General features: G+C 64.8%; 12 protein-coding genes. 5 read left to right on the top strand and 7 right to left on the bottom strand.

All coding sequences use genetic code 11. The features are described from left to right. Positions 1-71: 71 nt before the first annotated feature. Entirely contained in the window at positions 72-2,666 is a 2,595-nt protein-coding gene (locus ACE191_RS02755; protein WP_400190653.1) for a polynucleotide kinase-phosphatase, read from the bottom strand. A 52-nt stretch (positions 2,667-2,718) separates the two neighbouring features. Beyond that, on the bottom strand, positions 2,719-4,161 hold the full coding sequence (locus tag ACE191_RS02750) for a 3' terminal RNA ribose 2'-O-methyltransferase Hen1 (RefSeq protein WP_400190652.1): 1,443 nt from the start codon (positions 4,159-4,161) through the stop codon (positions 2,719-2,721). Positions 4,162-4,315: 154 nt separating this feature from the next. Here ACE191_RS02750 and ACE191_RS02745 point away from each other — a divergent pair, with 154 nt between their 5' ends. Beyond that, a complete protein-coding gene (locus ACE191_RS02745; RefSeq protein WP_400190651.1) occupies positions 4,316-4,873 on the top strand; it encodes a hypothetical protein in 558 nt (185 codons plus the stop codon). A 151-nt stretch (positions 4,874-5,024) separates the two neighbouring features. Here the strand turns inward: ACE191_RS02745 and ACE191_RS02740 are convergent, their stop codons facing one another. Then, the gene (locus ACE191_RS02740; RefSeq protein WP_400190650.1) at positions 5,025-5,543 is read right to left on the bottom strand and encodes an NUDIX domain-containing protein; all 519 of its coding nucleotides are present in this window, start codon (positions 5,541-5,543) and stop codon (positions 5,025-5,027) included. 103 nt (positions 5,544-5,646) lie between these two features. Between ACE191_RS02740 and ACE191_RS02735 the strand changes: the two genes are divergently transcribed. Together ACE191_RS02735 and ACE191_RS02730 are read left to right on the top strand one after the other, a co-directional pair. Then, the gene (locus ACE191_RS02735; protein ID WP_400190649.1) at positions 5,647-7,053 is read left to right on the top strand and encodes a DEAD/DEAH box helicase; all 1,407 of its coding nucleotides are present in this window, start codon (positions 5,647-5,649) and stop codon (positions 7,051-7,053) included. Positions 7,054-7,278: 225 nt separating this feature from the next. Further along, a complete protein-coding gene (locus tag ACE191_RS02730) occupies positions 7,279-7,755 on the top strand; it encodes a hypothetical protein (protein ID WP_400190648.1) in 477 nt (158 codons plus the stop codon). Between the two features lie 66 nt (positions 7,756-7,821). Here the strand turns inward: ACE191_RS02730 and ACE191_RS02725 are convergent, their stop codons facing one another. The 3 genes from ACE191_RS02725 to ACE191_RS02715 all read right to left on the bottom strand — a co-directional run bounded on the left by ACE191_RS02725 (position 7,822) and on the right by ACE191_RS02715 (position 11,402). Beyond that, on the bottom strand, positions 7,822-7,995 hold the full coding sequence (locus tag ACE191_RS02725) for a hypothetical protein (protein WP_400190647.1): 174 nt from the start codon (positions 7,993-7,995) through the stop codon (positions 7,822-7,824). Positions 7,996-8,633: 638 nt separating this feature from the next. Next, positions 8,634-9,236 carry a helix-turn-helix domain-containing protein gene (locus tag ACE191_RS02720; protein WP_400190646.1) on the bottom strand — a complete coding sequence of 201 codons (603 nt, stop codon included), beginning with the start codon at positions 9,234-9,236 and terminating at the stop codon, positions 8,634-8,636. A 393-nt stretch (positions 9,237-9,629) separates the two neighbouring features. Beyond that, a complete protein-coding gene (locus ACE191_RS02715) occupies positions 9,630-11,402 on the bottom strand; it encodes a murein L,D-transpeptidase (protein ID WP_400190645.1) in 1,773 nt (590 codons plus the stop codon). Between the two features lie 282 nt (positions 11,403-11,684). Between ACE191_RS02715 and ACE191_RS02710 the strand changes: the two genes are divergently transcribed. Next, positions 11,685-13,475: a M1 family metallopeptidase gene (locus tag ACE191_RS02710; protein WP_400190644.1), complete on the top strand. Its 1,791-nt coding sequence runs from the start codon at positions 11,685-11,687 to the stop codon at positions 13,473-13,475. Positions 13,476-13,560: 85 nt separating this feature from the next. Beyond that, entirely contained in the window at positions 13,561-14,484 is a 924-nt protein-coding gene (locus tag ACE191_RS02705; protein WP_400190643.1) for a cyanophycinase, read from the top strand. A 98-nt stretch (positions 14,485-14,582) separates the two neighbouring features. Here ACE191_RS02705 and ACE191_RS02700 read toward each other — a convergent pair whose 3' ends face one another. Next, complete coding sequence (locus ACE191_RS02700) at positions 14,583-15,557, bottom strand: isoaspartyl peptidase/L-asparaginase family protein (protein WP_400190642.1); 975 nt, start codon at positions 15,555-15,557, stop codon at positions 14,583-14,585. Between the last annotated feature and the right edge of the window lie 57 nt (positions 15,558-15,614).

The raw sequence follows: 15,614 nt of genomic DNA, 5'->3' as shown, positions 1-15,614 counted from the left end.
AGCCCGCTGGGCGGCCCGGCGCAACCGGGCCGCCCAGCGGGCCAGAAAAATAACGTTGGTGCCGCCGGCCGCTACAGGCGTGGGTCTACCGATTCGCTTTCCAGGGCCAGCACGCCGAACACGCACTGGTGCACTTCCCGCAGCGGCGCGCCCGCCACGAAGCGTTCCAGGCCCTCCACGCCCAGGGCAAACTCGCGCAGGGCCAGGCTGCGCTTGGCCTTCAGGCCCCGCTCCTTCAGCCGCTCCAGGTGTTCGGGCAGCAGGTAGTCGGGGCCGTAGATGATGCGCAGGTACTCGCGCCCGCGGCACTTAAGGGCGGGCTGAATGAGGCCGCGCTTGGCCGTGGGCAGAAAGTCGTAGGCCTTCACCACCATGCCCTCGCCCCCGCTATTGGTCAGCTGCTGCCACCACTGCACGGCGGCTTCGGTATCGGCGGGGTCCAGCAGATTTACCACCCGGTACTCGGTGGGCCGGAACAGCGAGGTATCGGCCGCGCACAGCCCGCGCAGGGTTTCCATGTGCCAGGCGTGGTCGCGGTCGGTATAGAGGTGGCCTTCGGTAGCCAGCAGGTGAAAGGGCGCCAGCCGCAAATCGTCGACCGACTGCACCGGCCAGCTGTAGCGGCGGTAGGCCTGCGCGTAGTGCCCGGCGGCGTCCTGCCGGGTCGCGGTGCGCGCCAGCAGGGCGTCGGCGCCGTCGAGGCCGCGGGCGGCGGCCTGCTCCAGCACCTGCCGGGCCACGGGCAGCGCGGCGGTGGCAGCGGCCGCTACGGCGGCGTACTGGCCTTTAATCAGTTCCTGAGCCTTGGCCGACCAGGGCAGCAGCTCGGCGTCGAGGCACAGCCAGTCGGTTTCGAACCGTTCCCAGAAGCCGGCCGCGGTCAGCGCGTCGCGCACCTTGGTGAGGAAGGCCAACTCCAGCGCGGGGTCGGTGAAGAAGTTGCGGCCGGTGCGGGTGTAGCACTTGCCAAACCCCTCGCCCACCACCCCGAAGCGGCGGGTAGCGGCGGCCTCGTCGCGGGCCAGCACCAGCACCGTGCGGGAGCCCATGTGCTTTTCCTGGCACACCACGCGCTCCTGGCCCAGGCGCCGGTAGTAGGCCAGGGCTTCGGCGGGGTGCTCGAGCAGGCCGGGCAGCTCGCTGGTCTCCGAGGGGCTCATGGTGGGCGGCAGGTACACCAGCCACTTGGGGTTGAGCGCGAAGCGGCTCATGACTTCGAGCGCGGCAATGGCGTTTTCCTCGCGTACCGTCACGGTGTGGGCCAGGCGGGTGCGAATGAGCTGCTTGCCGGTCACGTCGCGGATGTCGAGCAGCTCGTCGTGCTGCTGCTGAGCGCTGAGCGCGGCGGCTTCGGCGGCCAGATGGGCGTGGCGCAGCGGGCGCACCGGCTCGCAGTACACCTGCGCGGCGGGCACCGTCACCAGCTCCCGCTCGGGGTAGCGCAGGGCCGTGAGCCGCCCGCCAAACACGCAGCCGGTGTCGATGTCGATGGTGTTGTTGAGCCACTCGGGCTCGGGCACGGGCGTGTGGCCGTACACCACCATGGCCCGGCCGCGGTACTCGGCAGCCCAGTTGTAGCGCACGGGCAGGCCGAACTCGTCGGTTTCACCGGTTGTCTCGCCGTACAGGGCAAAGGCCCGCACGGCGCCCGAGCCGCGGCCCTGCATGTCTTCGCGCAGGCCGGCGTGGGCCACCACCAGGCGGCCGCCGTCGAGCACGTAGTGGCTCACCAGCCCGTCGATAAACTGGCGCACCTGCTCGCGGAAGGCGGCCGGCTCGTTTTCCAGCTGGGCCAGGGTTTCGGCCAGGCCGTGGGTGGCGCTGACTTTCTTGCCGCTCAGGTGGCGCAGCAGCTTCACGTCGTGGTTGCCGGGCACGCACAGGGCCGCGCCGGCGCGCACCATGCTCATTACCAGGCGCAGCACCGCCGGCGAGGCGGGCCCGCGGTCGACCAGGTCGCCCAGGAACAGGGCGCGCCGCCCGGCCGGCGGCGTCACGCGCACGCCCAGGTCGCGGCCATCGGTAACGGACTCGGCCTCCACCTGGTAGCCCAGCTCGCCGAGCATCTGCACCAGCTCGTGGTAGCAGCCGTGCACGTCGCCGATGATGTCGAAGGGGCCGGGGTCGTGCTTGCGGTTGTTGTAGAGCGGGTCGCGCTCAATGGCCTGAACCGCGTCGACCTCCTCCACGCCGCGCAGGTGGTAAATCTGGCGGAAGCCTTCCTCGCGCAGGCGCTTAAGGCTTTTGCGCAGCTGCTGGCGCTGCATGGGCAGCACATGGCGGCCCATGTGCTGGCGGTCGGGGCGCTGGCGGTTGCGCTCTTCGGCCACGGCTTCGGGCACGTCGAGCACCAGGGCTACGGGCAGGCAGTGGTACTGGCGGGCCAGCTCCACCAGGGATTTGCGCGACTCGGGCTGCACGTTGGTGGCATCGACCACCGTGAGCAGGCCGCGCTTGAGGCGCTTGCCCACCAGGTAGTGCAGCAGGTCGAAGGCGTCGGGCGTGGCGGCTTGGTCGTTCTCATCGTCGGCCACCAAGGCCCGGCAGTGGTCCGACGACACGATTTCGGTGGGCCGGAACAGGCGCCGCGCAAACGTGCTCTTGCCCGAGCCGGTGGCCCCGATGAGCAGGACCAGGGAGAGTTCAGGAATTTTCAGGGAGGTCATCTACAAGCTAGATCGAAAGCCCGGGGGCCGGCTGGGCGGCCGCACCGGGGCGTTATTCCAATTCAAACACGGCCAGCTGCGAGGGGGCGCCCACGTCCGGGTCTTCGGGCCCCAGCGGCTCGACGCGCACGCGGTAGCCGTGGCGGCCGGCCACGCCGCTGGCCCAGTCCTCGAACTCGGCCCGGGTCCACTCGAAGCGGTGGTCGGTGTGGCGGAAGGCGCCGGCGTGCAGCTGCTCGAACTTCTGGTTGTAGCTCACGTTGGGCGTGGTCACCAGCACGGCCTGGGGCCGGGCCCGCGCAAATACCACCTGCTCGAACGCCGTGAGCCGGCCCTCGTCGAGGTGCTCGATGACTTCAACCACGGCCGCCGCGTCGAAGCCCGCCAGGCGCGGGTCGTGGTAGAGCAGGGAGCCCTGCACCAGCTCGAGGCGCTGCCGCTGGCGGGGCGGCATCTCGGCCAGGTGCAGGCGGTCGTGGGCGCGGCTCAGCGCTTGGTACGAAACGTCCATTCCCAGCACGAACTCCACGGCGCGGATTTGCAGCAGCAGGCGCAGCAGCTTGCCTTCGCCGCAGCCCAGGTCGAGCACCCGCTTGGCCCCGAGGCGGCCGATTTCTTCGGCCACGCGCTCCAGCCGCAAGTCGTGCAGGTTGCGGCGGGGTGCCGGAGCCTGTTCAGCGGCCGGGGCGGCTTGCGCGGGCGAATCCGCGAATTCGGGTTGCCGCTCGCCCGCAGCGGCGTCGGGCGCGGCCGGGTCGCGTTCGGCCAGCAGGCGCTCCAACGCCGGGCGGGTGTACTCGGCCAAATTCAGCAGGTAGCGCCGGGTGATGAACTCCCGCTCGGGGTGGCGCGGCAGCCAGTCGCCGCCCTTGCTGAGCAGCTTTTCCACCTCGCTTTCACCTACCCAGTAATGCTTGTCGTTGTCGAGCACCGGCATGAGCACGTAGAGGTGGCTGAGCAGCTCGCGCAGCTGCAGCGCTTCGTGGCGCAGCCGCAGGGTGTGGTAGCGGCTGGGCCCCCAGTCGGGCTGGGCAGGATCGAGCGGGTGCGTTTCTACCGCCACCGCGTAGCCCAGCGGCTCGAACAAACGTCGCAGCTCCTGCTCGGAGGCGGCCGGCACCACCGCCACCGTCGCCTCGAAGGGCCAGCGCTGCGCGGGCAGCTCGGGGCGGTCCTTGCAGGTGCCGTTGAGGGCGGTGTTGAACGACTTGGCCAGGGCCGAGCTCAGAAACGAGGAAGCCACGTAGGGCCGGTCGTTGACGTACTGCTCGAGGGCAAACCCCTCGCCGGCCGGGCCGCGGTGGTTGCGCACCAGCCCCACGGGGTCGATGTCGAGCAGCAGGGCGGCGGTGCAGCGCGTGGGCGTGGCCTCGGGGTAAAAGATGTGCGCCGTGCCGTAGGCCAGCTCCACCGACTGCAGGCGGCTGGGGTTCTTGTGCAATAAGTAGCCCAGGTCGGTGGCGGGCTGGTGGGTGGTGGAAATCGTGAGCAGCATGGGGAATAAAGGCTATAGCGGGCAAACCGGCCGCTCCCAGCGCCCGGGAGCCGCAAGAAATGCCGGCGGATTCCGCCCGGCCGTGCGGGCGGAGTGCAAGTTGTCTGTAAATTTGCCAATTGGAGCGGCCTATGTCCGGCTCCCGTTGCTTGTTATGAAGAAGTTGCTTACCCTGTTTGCCCTGGTGCTCAGCACCGCGGCCGCCTTTGCCCAGAACATTCCCGGCGTGGAGCGCAAGCGCCACTTCCGCCCCCAGAAGGAGGAAGAGTCGCCCTACGTGCTGAACGTGACCAAGAACACCGACGAGGACTCGCAGGCCAACGGCACCGTCACGCGGCTGGTGTACCAGCCCAAGGATCTGCTGCTGACCATCGTGAACGAGCAGCGCAAGATGAACAGCTGGGCCGACAGCACCTACCAGCGCAAGCTGGCGGCCATTCCCGAGGGCGGGGCCCTGCAGGTGACCATGTACCGCGTGGGCGCCAAAAACGCCGACCCCAGCCTGCTCACCGTGTCGGCCCGCACCAAGGACGGCAAGGAAGTATTCAGCCAGCAGCTCACGCCCGGCACCGGCCGCTTCTGGAACCGCGACCAGTACATGAGCCAGCGCACCATTCCCTTCGTGAAGGTCGACCCGAGCGAGCCGCTGGAAGTCACAGTCACCGACGCCGCCCTCAAGCAGAAGTTCGAGTACATCATCACCACCAAGTAGGCCGCCGGCCACCCTGAAACCAATTTTCCGAAACCGGAAGAATTGGTTTCAGGGTATGAAACGAATTCTTACCAATTCAAAGAATTGGTTTCTGCTCGCACGGTGGCCGGGACAGTGATCAGCCAGTGCTTGCCATTTGGGTAAGCGGCGGCTAGGTTAGCTGCAGCCGCCGCCATTGCACGGCCAGCAGGGTTTTGGCGTCGCGCAGCTCGGTTTCGAGCAGCTCGTCCCAGCTTAGGCGCACTATGGTGATGTTCTCGTTTTCGCCCTCGGCGCCGCCGCCCTGCCCGGTTTGCCGGCTGACTTCGGCAAAGTACACGTCGATCTGCTCGGCGCTGCCGCCGGGCGAGGGAAACATCTTAACGATGGGCGTGAGCTGATCGACCTGGTAGCCCAGCTCTTCCTCGATTTCGCGCCGCAGCGCCGCCTCGGGCGCTTCGCCCACCTTGTCGAGCATGCCAGCCGGAATTTCCAGCACCTCCCCTTCGGCCCCGATGCGGTACTGGCGCACGAAAACGTAGTGGCCGGTGTTGGTGTCGTACACCAGGGCCGCCACGGCCTGGCCGGGCTCAAACCGTTCGCGCACGAGCTGCTGGCCGGCGTGTTCCAGAGTCAGTTTGCGCAGTTTATAGAAGCCGTCGTAAACCGTTTCTACCTTTGTAATCTTCATAGGGTGCAATGGAGGTGAGGCCTGACCGGGCTTCGTACGCCAAATATGCGGGCCGGTATTCGGTTCGCGCCCTCTTTTGCCGCATTTCTTTTTTCCTCCGATTTTGACATTTGACGACCTCAACCTGCTGCCGGCGCTGCTGAAAGCCCTGCACACTGCTGGCTACGAAACCCCCACCCCGATCCAGCAGCAGGCCATTCCCCACGTGCTCGACGCCCGCGACCTGCTGGGCGTGGCCCAGACCGGCACCGGCAAAACCGCCGCCTTCACCCTGCCGCTGCTCCAGCGCCTGCACGAGGCCAAGCCCACCAACCAGCCCACCGGCCCGCGCTCGGTGCGCGCCCTCATCCTGACGCCCACCCGCGAGCTGGCCATCCAGATCGGGGAAAGCTTCGCCACCTACGGCCAGAACCTGAAGCTGCGCCACGCCGTCATCTTCGGCGGCGTGAGCCAGCACCCGCAGGTGCAGGCCCTGCAGCGCGGCGTCGATGCCCTGGTGGCCACCCCCGGCCGCCTGATTGACCTCATCAACCAGGGCTACGTGGACTTGAAGCGCCTGGAGATTTTCGTGCTCGACGAAGCCGACCGCATGCTCGACATGGGCTTCATCAACGACATTCGCCGCATTCTGCCTTTGCTGCCCAAGCAGCGCCAGTCGCTGTTTTTCTCGGCCACCATGCCGCCCACCATTCAGCAGCTGGCCGACACCATTCTGCGCAACCCGGTGCAGGTAGCCGTAACGCCCGTGTCGAGTACCGCCGAAACGGTGGAGCAGGCCGTGTACATGGTGGAAAAAACCGACAAGCCCTTCCTGCTGCTGGAAGTGCTCAAAGACCCCGCCCTGCGCCGCGTGCTGGTGTTCAGCCGCACCAAGCACGGCGCCGACCGCATTGCCAAGGGCCTGACCGCCAAAGGCATCGGGGCCGAGGCTATTCACGGCAACAAGTCGCAGAACGCCCGGCAGCGCGCCCTGCAGAACTTCAAGAGCGGTGAAACCCGCGTGCTGGTGGCTACTGACCTCGCGGCCCGCGGCCTCGACGTGGACGAGCTGAGCCACGTGGTGAACTACGAGCTGCCCAACGAGCCCGAAACCTACGTGCACCGCATCGGCCGCACAGGCCGGGCCGGCGCCGCCGGCGTGGCCCTCTCGTTCTGCGACCTGGAAGAGCGTGCCTACCTGCAGGACATCCAGCGCCTGATCAGCCGCGAAATCCCGGTGGAAAGCAGCCACTCCTACGCCGACAACGACGTGGCACCGGTGCCGCTGAAAGGCCCCAACATCACCAAACCCAAAGGCCCCGCCGGCCGGCCACCCCGCGGTGCTGGTGCTGGCCGCAGCGGGGCCCCTGCTGCCGGCGCTTCGGCTGCGGGCGGAGCCCCGCGCCGCGAGCACGCCCGCCCGGCTCCGGCCGCCCCGCGCCACAGCCCCGACCGCCGCAGCCAGCGGCCGGCCTCGGCCGAAAAGTCGGGCGCTGGCAGCCGTCCCGGCCGTCGTCGGCGCCGGGATTAGGCAATGAGGTTATTTATACAAATGGTTAACCATTTGTATAAATAACCTCATTGCTAACTGAAAATCAATCCATTGCCCACAAGCCCCGCTTTCGTCTGGCAGACGAAAGCGGGGCTTGTGGTTTTGCAGCCTGACTGGTGCCGGGTAAACAAAGCGGGGCCATTGACTTGTTATCTGCACGGGCAGCATCGCCCGCTGTATCACTCATTAGCCCCGGTTTGCTTTATGGCTTCTTCTTCCCTTCCCGTCATCGAGGCCCTGCGCACCACCGCGCAGCGGCTGGCTGCCGAGGCCCCCTACCAATGGGGCCACATGGGCAGCTGCAACTGCGGCCATCTGGCCCAAACGATTACCCGCCTTTCCAAAGCCGACATTCACGCCCGCGCCCTGCAGCGCTACGGCGACTGGGACCAGCAGCTGCGCGACTACTGCCCCAGCAGCGGGCTGCCCATCGACGCCGTAATTGACGAGATGCTGGCCCTGGGCTTCACCCGCGGCGACCTGGCCTACCTCGAACGCCTCTCCGACCCGCTGATCAGGGCTGCTCTGCCCCTTGAACGCCGGCATGGCCTGCAGCACAACCGCCGCGACGATGTGGTGCTTTACCTGCGCACCTGGGCCGAGCTACTCGAGCAGGAGCTGCTGCGCCGCGTGGTACTGCCCCGGCTATTTGAGCCGCCCGCAGCGGCCCTAGTACAATAAGGGATAAAAGCAGCCAGCCCCGCCCGATATGGTATCGGGCGGGGCTGGGTAAGTACGAGCAGACCGCTACTTGATGGCGTTCGGGTTGGAACTCTGCGCCTCGCGGTAGCCTTCGGGCCGATGGCTGCGCTTATAAGCGGCGTCAGCATTGGGGTCATTCTCAGCGTTGGGAGCAGGCGAGCACGACGTGGCTAGCGCCGACACCCAGGCAAACAGGGCGAGCAGGCAGATCTTCTTCATGCTTCAAAGGTAAGCAGCGGCCCGGTATTCCGCCAAGCCTTCCGCCAAGTGCCACACCGCACCAAGCCGACACCCCAATGCTGTTTAGCTACGTAAACAGGGTTGGTAGCCGACAGGCCCCATCTGACACTTGGTGATTCCGCAGCAATGGGATAAGAAAAGCCTCGCGCTACTGTTTACAATAATAACACATCCGAATCCACAACCGATCCTGCCTTATTGACCCGCCAAGTCCGATATAAATATTTTCAGCCCATCCCTTGAACATAATTTTAGCAATCAACCTCGGTCTGCAACCACAAAACATAGTTGCAAAAAGAGAATCATCGCACTTCGTTAATTTTAACTATTGCTATAATAGTCAACAGCATCTCCTCTACTAACATATCCATATCATAACTTCAAGTATAATATCATAACAAACTGATTATCATAAATATAAATACATGTTTAAGGCATTATTAAAAAGATAAACACACGCAATATTTCATTAAACTTAACCAATTACCGCCCTTAAGCTTTCGTACGTAGCAATCAACGAGTATAGCCATCTAAGATTTCACTATCGGCCACTACCATAAGCCTCTTCCATCTACTCATCATTAGAACTTTTCAACCATAGCCCTACCGCTCATGTTCTATAAAGGATCAGCCGCTGGGGTGAAGTCGGTGAACGTCCCGTCGCTGTAGAAAATCAGCACACGCCGGATGGTACGGGCGACGGACGAGGCCAGGTGGGGGGCTATCGGGTCTGGCCCAGACGTTGCACTAGTCGCAATAGCTGTTGCAGCAGCCGTCGTCACCTCAGCCGGTAGCGAAGGGATACTGCTCGCTTCCGCCAAGGCTGTAGGCACAGACGGTTCGGAAAACAGTTCAGGTGTAGCAACAGGACCTTCTTGCTGGGATTTGGTACCCCGCGCTGCCGCTGGCCGACGTAGTGGGCCCGCGGCCCGCTCAGCAGCGTTCGGCGGAGACGGCGCCGGGCCGGTGGAGGCTCCTGTGGCGGGGAGAGGTAGGGACAAGGGTGCGTCTGCCGCCCAAATGGAGCCCCGGCCGGTAAGCAGCCAGGGCATCGACAGGTCGGGGAAGGCGGCCAGCACTTTCTGCACAACTTCCAGGCTAGGCTTGTTGCGGCCACTCAGGATATGACTGACTACTGGTCGGGCCACGCCGATGGTATCGGCAAACTGGGTAGGCGACAAATGGCGGGCTTGTAGCAGTTCACGAATGCGGTCAACCATGAGAAAAGAGGCCTTAGTGGTTCGGTTTACAAATCTACCATACTCCGGTTGAGGAAAGCTACTCTCCCTTGAAACCCCATTCTGCTCATGGATTACTCTTGTAAATCACCAATTAACCTAAATTAAACATTTGTATTTACATGTTTACATAAGTAACAGATGTAAACAATCCTTGCTCTTTGCTTATATCCGCCACTGCAGCCCCATTTTCACTGGAGCACTGGTTCATTTTGGCTTTAGTCAATTCTGGGAGAGGTAGTGCGTCGAAGCTGGTCCCCCTCCCCGTGCAGAAAAAAATCCGGTCGGACCAACTCTGGGGTACAGAGCTGGCCCGACCGGAGTCAGGGCGTTTAAGTAAGGAGCCGGGCTACCCGGCTGTCGCTGGTCGCGTACTCAGGTACTGAAGTACTCGCGAGCCAGGCTCTTGTCGTGTTCGTAAATGTCGTCGCGGAAGTGCACGTTACCGGCCTCGTCGACCCAGGTGGTAAAGTATACCAGGTACACCGGTAGCTTCTCGGCCACGCTCACGTACTGCTCCTGCCGCCCGGCAATGGTTTCGCGAATCTTGGCGGCGTCCCAGCCCGGCTTTTTCCGCAGCAGGTACTCGGCCAGCTCCAGGGGTTTCTCTACCCGCACGCAGCCGTGGCTGAATCCGCGCTTGGTTTGGTTGAAGAGTTCATCATGCGGCGTGTCGTGCAAGTACACGTCGTTGGAGTTCGGGAAAATGAACTTCACGTCGCCCAGATCATTCTTGGGCCCCGGCCGACGGCGCAGAGTATAGCGCCAGGTTTTCTCCGTGAGGTTGGCCCAATCGATGCTGGTGGGGTCGACGGGCGTGGCCTTGGCGCCCGAGCCTTTTACTACCTCCATGTCGAGGCGGTCCAGCGTACCCACCGGGTCACGGCTCAGGTTGCCGCGCATCTCCTTGTCGATAATGCTGTAGGGCACGTTCCAGTACGGAGCCAGCACCACGTACTCGAGCTTGTCGCTAAACACGGGCGTTGCGTTCAGGGCCTTGCCCACAATGACGCGCATGGTCATCACTTCCTTGCCGCCCTCCACCACGTGGAGCTTGTAGTCGGGAATATTTACCAGCAAGTAGTCGGGTTCGAAGCGCTTGGGTATCCAGCGCCAGCGTTCCATGTTCAGGATAATCTGGTCGATGCGTTGCTGCAGCGGCACGTTGAGCAGGCGCACCGTTTCGGGTCCGATGCGGCCGTCGGGCTTGAGGCCGTTCTGCTCCTGGAAGGCCTTCACCGCCGCCACCAACTCGGTATCGTAGCGCTGCGACTCACGCGGGCGCGCGGCGGGCTGCCCCGGTTGACTAGCCACGGGCACAGCCGCGGCGGCCACGCCCGGGTTGGGCGTACCGTCGGGCTTGAAGCCCAGCAGCCGGCGGCGCAGGGCCGGCACTACGGCCGACGAGTCGCCGGGGCGCAGGCTTTTCACGGCGGGCACCGTGGGCCAGCCGCCGTTGCGCTGCATGCTGCGGTAGCGCGCCAGCGCGTCGCGCAGCCGGTCGTACTCGGGGTGCAGGGGCGCGAACTCGTAGTACGGGTAGGTACTCTCGCGCTCCTGCAGAATGGTCATCAGCGCCTTATGGAGCTTGATTTTGTTGCGCTTGACCTTCCAATCAATGTTCTTGACTTCGCGCGGATTGACAATGCCGCGGTAAAAGTCGTCGGCCCAGTTGAAGTAGGTAGCCGACAAAGCCAGGTCAATTTCCTTTTCCAGCGCGTTGCGCTGGGTGGTGTCGGCGGCTTCTTTGAGCTTGGCCAGCAGGGGCTCGATGTCTACTATGCGGTAGTCCTTGGGGTCGAGGCCCTCCTTGCCAGCCTGGTTGATAACGCCCAGCATGCGCTCGGCGTGGGGCACGAGCTCGTGGTTGCGAAACCAGCCGAGCCGGCCTTCGCGCTCCTTGTAAAACTTCTTGCCCCACTCAATTTCATCCTTGAAAGCGGGCTTGGCAGCCATGTAGCGCTGCACGTATACGGTATCGATGCGCGGCTGCGCGCCGCCCAACTCGCGGCCGCCCAGCAAGCCGGACGCCGCGTCCTGGGCCTTGGACTTCTGCTCCTGACTGCAGGCCGAGGTGACCAGCAGCAGGCAGGAAGTAAGCCAAAGCAGCAGGGTGGAAAGAAAAACGGATTGAACCGGAGACTTCATCAGCAAAGCGGGTGGAAACGAGAAACGAACCTGCCAGGCGGTGGCATCCCCGGCTTGGGGCCGCGGCAGGGCTTGCCCGTTGTACTGCAACCGTTGCCGGCAGGTTGCCGGAACCGCTGCGCTCCACGCCGCAAGATAAGCGGATTGGCGGGCGCGCCGAAACATTTCTAAACTGATTCCGGTCCTTTATCCCCAAGCCATTCGCCCCCCTGGCCCGACCCGGCGCTTATCTTTGCCCGCCGCCTTGTCTGGCAACTTCGCCTACTTCACTCCTTGTTATATATGGCTGCTCTGCCCCTTGTCCCCGACCCGCACAGCTGCGCCCGCCCGGCCCAGGCCGTGGTGCGCCACCTGCTGCTCGACCTGACCGTTGACTTTGCCAGCCGCACGCTGGCGGGTTCGGCCACCTGGCAGATCGAGGTGCAGCCCGGCGTCGACGAGCTGTGGCTCGATGCCCGCGACCTGACCATCGACGCGGTGCTGCTCGACGACCACGCAGCCACCACGTTTGAGCTGGGCGCGGCTGACCCCGTGCTGGGGCAGCCGCTGCGCGTGGCCTTGCGCCCGGGCGCGCGCACCGTGACGCTGCGCTACCGCACCGCCCCCGCAGCGGCGGCCCTGCAGTGGCTCGCGCCGGAGCAGACTGCTGGCAAGGTGCATCCCTTCCTGTTCACTCAATCGCAGGCCATTCTGGCGCGCACCTGGATTCCCTGCCAGGATTCCCCCGGGGTGCGCTTCACCTACGAGGCCCGGGTGCGCGGCCCGCGGGAGCTGCTGGCCCTGATGAGCGCCGGGAATCCGCAGCAGCTCAGCGCCGAGGGCGAGTACCACTTCCGCATGCCCGAGCCCATTCCCTCTTACCTGATGGCGCTGGCCGTGGGCAACCTGGAGTTTGCGGCCCTGAGTGCCCGCACCGGTATTTACGCCGAGCCCGCCACGCTGCCCAGCGCCACCCACGAGTTTGCCGATTTGGAAAACATGGTAGCCGCGGCCGAGGAGCTGTACGGCCCCTACCGCTGGGAACGGTACGATTTGCTGGTGCTGCCGCCCTCCTTCCCCTTCGGCGGAATGGAAAACCCGCGCCTCACCTTCGTAACGCCCACCATACTGGCCGGCGACCGAAGCCTGACCAGCCTGGTGGCCCACGAGCTGGCCCACTCCTGGTCGGGCAACCTGGTGACCAATGCCACCTGGAACGACTTCTGGCTGAACGAGGGCTTCACCGTGTACTTCGAGCGCCGCATCATGGAGCGCCTCTACGGCCGCCCCTACGCCGACATGCTGCAGGTACTGGGCCAGACTGGCCTGCACCACACCGTGGCGGAATTGGGCCAGGACAGCCCCGACACCCACCTGCACCTGAACCTGGCCGGTCGCGACCCCGACGAAGGCCTCAACGAAATTGCCTACGAGAAAGGTAATTACCTGCTGCTGACGCTGGAGAGCATCGTGGGTCGCGCCCGGCTCGACCAGTTCATCACCGACTATTTTGCCCGCCACGCGTTTCAGTCGATGGACACGGACACGTTCCGCCAGTACCTGCAGCGCGAGTTGCTCGACCAAGTCCCCGGAGCGGCCGAAAAACTGCGGCTCGACCGTTGGATCGACGCGCCGGGCGTACCGGAGGGCGCCCCGGCCGTGGCCTCGCAACGCTTCGCGGGCGTGGAAGCCAGCCTGCAGAGCTGGCGGCACGGCGCGGCCCCGGCCGCGCTCGACACCCAGGGCTGGAGCAGCCACGAGTGGGTGCATTTCCTGCACGGCTTGCCCGAGCACATCACTGCCGAGCAGCTGGGCGCGCTGGACGCGGCCTTCGGCTTTACCCAATCGGGTAACGCCGAAATTCTGAGCGCCTGGTTTCCGCTCACCATCCGCGCCGGCTACCGGGCGGCCGACGAGCCCCTGCATCGCTTTCTGACCGGCGTGGGCCGGCGCAAGTTTCTCTCCCCGCTCTACAAAGCCCTGCTGGCCGCTCCCGATGGCGCCGAGCGGGCCCGGAGCATCTACGCCCAGGCCCGCCCCAACTATCATTCGGTGGCGACGAGTACCTTCGACGCGCTGCTGGGGCGCCCCTAGCTCGGCAGCCGCCCCAAAGCTGGCGCGGGTATTGCTTGCCTTCGCCGCTCCAGGTTTGATCTACCACCTCTGAAATACCCATTCGTTGAACGCACCGAAACCCCTGGGTAAGCTCATTGCCGTTGGCGGCAACGAAGACAAGGGCACCCACCCCAACCCGCGTAAGCGCAAGAAGTACTACCTCAACTTTTTCGAGCTGGGCATCCTCAAGCGCATCGTGCTGGAAAGCGGCAACACCAATCCGCGCATCGAGGTCGTTACCACGGCGTCCATGATTCCCCACGAGGTTGGCCCCATCTATGTCAGCTCGTTCGGCATGCTCAATTGCCTGAACGTGGGCGTGATGGATATTCGCGAGCCCGCCGACACCGACCAGCCCGAATACCTGGAGCGCCTCGCCCAAGCCGACATCGTCATGTTTTCGGGCGGCGACCAGTCGCGGCTCAAGCAGATGTTCGGCGACTCGCGGTTTCTGCAGCTGATGGCCAAGCGCTACTACGCCGAGCCCAACTTCGTCATTGCCGGTACCTCGGCCGGGGCTATGGCCATGTCGCACATCATGATCCGCGGCGGCTCGGTGCCCGATGCCCTGATGAAGGGCGCCGTGAAGATGGGCACCGGCCTGGGCCTGAACCGCGGCGTGGTAATCGACTCGCACTTCGTGAAGCGCGGCCGCTTCGGCCGCCTGATCGAGGCCGTGGGCCTGCACCCCAAGCTCATCGGCATCGGGCTGGGCGAAGACACCGGCGTGCTCATCACCAACGGCAACCTGATCGAAACCATCGGCTCCAACCTGGTCATCATCGTCGACGGGCACACTATTCAGCACAACAACACGGCGGCCGCATCCAAGGGCACGGCCCTCTCCATTGAGAGCCTGACTTTGCACGTGCTGGCCAAGGGCAACGTGTACGACATTCAGGAGCGCAAATTCTTCGTCGACAAGCGCACCCACGACGAGGCCATTGCGGCCCACAGCGGCGAGGCCCAAACCGCCCCGGCGCACTAGTCGCCTACTCCTTATTATATAGGTCGCAGGAAAACGGCCGCCGGGCATCGATGCCCGGCGGCCGTTTTTGGGTGGTGGAGCTTCGCCCGCGAGGCAGGTTACGCTTCTTCCTTGTAGATGCCTACGAACAGCGGCTGCCGGCTGCTGATGCTGGCCCGGTACATGCCCTCGGAGTTGAAGAGCAGGGCAATATTGCCGGCGGCATCCACCGCCACCAACCCTCCCTCGCCGCCGATGGGAGCTAGCTTGTCGTGCACGACCACCCGGCAGGCTTCGGCCAGGCTCAGGCCGCGGTACTCCATCAGGCAGGCCACGTCGTGGGCCACCACGGCGCGGATGAAATATTCGCCGTGCCCGGTGCAGCTAATGGCGCAAGTGCGGTCGTCGGCCCAGGTACCAGCCCCGATCAGGGGCGAGTCGCCGATGCGGGAGTAGCGCTTGTTGGTCATGCCGCCGGTGGAGGTGGCGGCGGCCAGGTGGCCCTGCTGGTCGCGGGCCACGGCGCCCACCGTGCCCATTTTCTTTTTCGGGTCCTCGTCGAAGGGAATCGGCTCCTCCAGCGGCGCTTCCTGGCTGTGGTCAAGGCGCACGCGCCCGCTGAGCAGAGCTTCCTGCAGCTGGGCATAGCGGTGCTCGGTGAAGAAGTACTCGGGTGGCTGCATCGGCAGGTCGTGCTGGCGGGCAAACTCCTCGGCCCCGGGCCAGGCCAGCAGCACGTGCTCGGAATGCTCCATTACGAGGCGGGCCGCCTGAATGGGATTCTGAATGCGGCGCACCCCGGTAACGGCCCCGGCCCGGCGGGTAGCCCCTTCCATCAGCGAAGCATCCATTTCGTGGTGGCCCTCGTGGGTGAACACGGCGCCGCGGCCGGCATTGAAGAGCGGGCAGTTTTCCAGCCGCACCACCGTGGCCTCCACCGCGTCGAGGGCCGAGGCACCCTGGCGCAGCAGCTCGTAGCCGCCGAGCAGGGCATCGTGCAGGGCCTGGCGGTAGTCGCGCTCGGCCTCGGGCGAGAGCAGGTGACGGGCAATGGTGCCGGCGCCACCGTGAAGGGCTAAAGCAATTTCAGACATGCAGCAGAGTACGCAAATGCCCCGTAAAAGTACGCCGCCGGGCCGGCTTGGCCCCGG

Origin of the sequence: Hymenobacter sp. B81, assembly GCF_044628455.1 — a bacterium.
Taxonomy (GTDB): Bacteria; Bacteroidota; Bacteroidia; order Cytophagales; family Hymenobacteraceae; genus Solirubrum.
The sequence above is the reverse complement of the archived record's forward strand: the minus strand, read 5'-3'. Positions and strand labels throughout refer to the sequence as shown.

Bases quoted from the DNA above. Each gene is read 5' to 3' on its own strand.
- ACE191_RS02755 (WP_400190653.1), bottom strand. From the start codon at position 2,666: ATGACCTCCCTGAAAATTCCTGAACTCTCCCTGGTCCTGCTCATCGGG.
- ACE191_RS02750 (WP_400190652.1), bottom strand. From the start codon at position 4,161: ATGCTGCTCACGATTTCCACCACCCACCAGCCCGCCACCGACCTGGGC.
- ACE191_RS02745 (WP_400190651.1), top strand. From the start codon at position 4,316: ATGAAGAAGTTGCTTACCCTGTTTGCCCTGGTGCTCAGCACCGCGGCC.
- ACE191_RS02740 (WP_400190650.1), bottom strand. From the start codon at position 5,543: ATGAAGATTACAAAGGTAGAAACGGTTTACGACGGCTTCTATAAACTG.
- ACE191_RS02730 (WP_400190648.1), top strand. From the start codon at position 7,279: ATGGCTTCTTCTTCCCTTCCCGTCATCGAGGCCCTGCGCACCACCGCG.
- ACE191_RS02725 (WP_400190647.1), bottom strand. From the start codon at position 7,995: ATGAAGAAGATCTGCCTGCTCGCCCTGTTTGCCTGGGTGTCGGCGCTA.
- ACE191_RS02720 (WP_400190646.1), bottom strand. From the start codon at position 9,236: ATGGTTGACCGCATTCGTGAACTGCTACAAGCCCGCCATTTGTCGCCT.
- ACE191_RS02715 (WP_400190645.1), bottom strand. From the start codon at position 11,402: ATGAAGTCTCCGGTTCAATCCGTTTTTCTTTCCACCCTGCTGCTTTGG.
- ACE191_RS02710 (WP_400190644.1), top strand. From the start codon at position 11,685: ATGGCTGCTCTGCCCCTTGTCCCCGACCCGCACAGCTGCGCCCGCCCG.
- ACE191_RS02700 (WP_400190642.1), bottom strand. From the start codon at position 15,557: ATGTCTGAAATTGCTTTAGCCCTTCACGGTGGCGCCGGCACCATTGCC.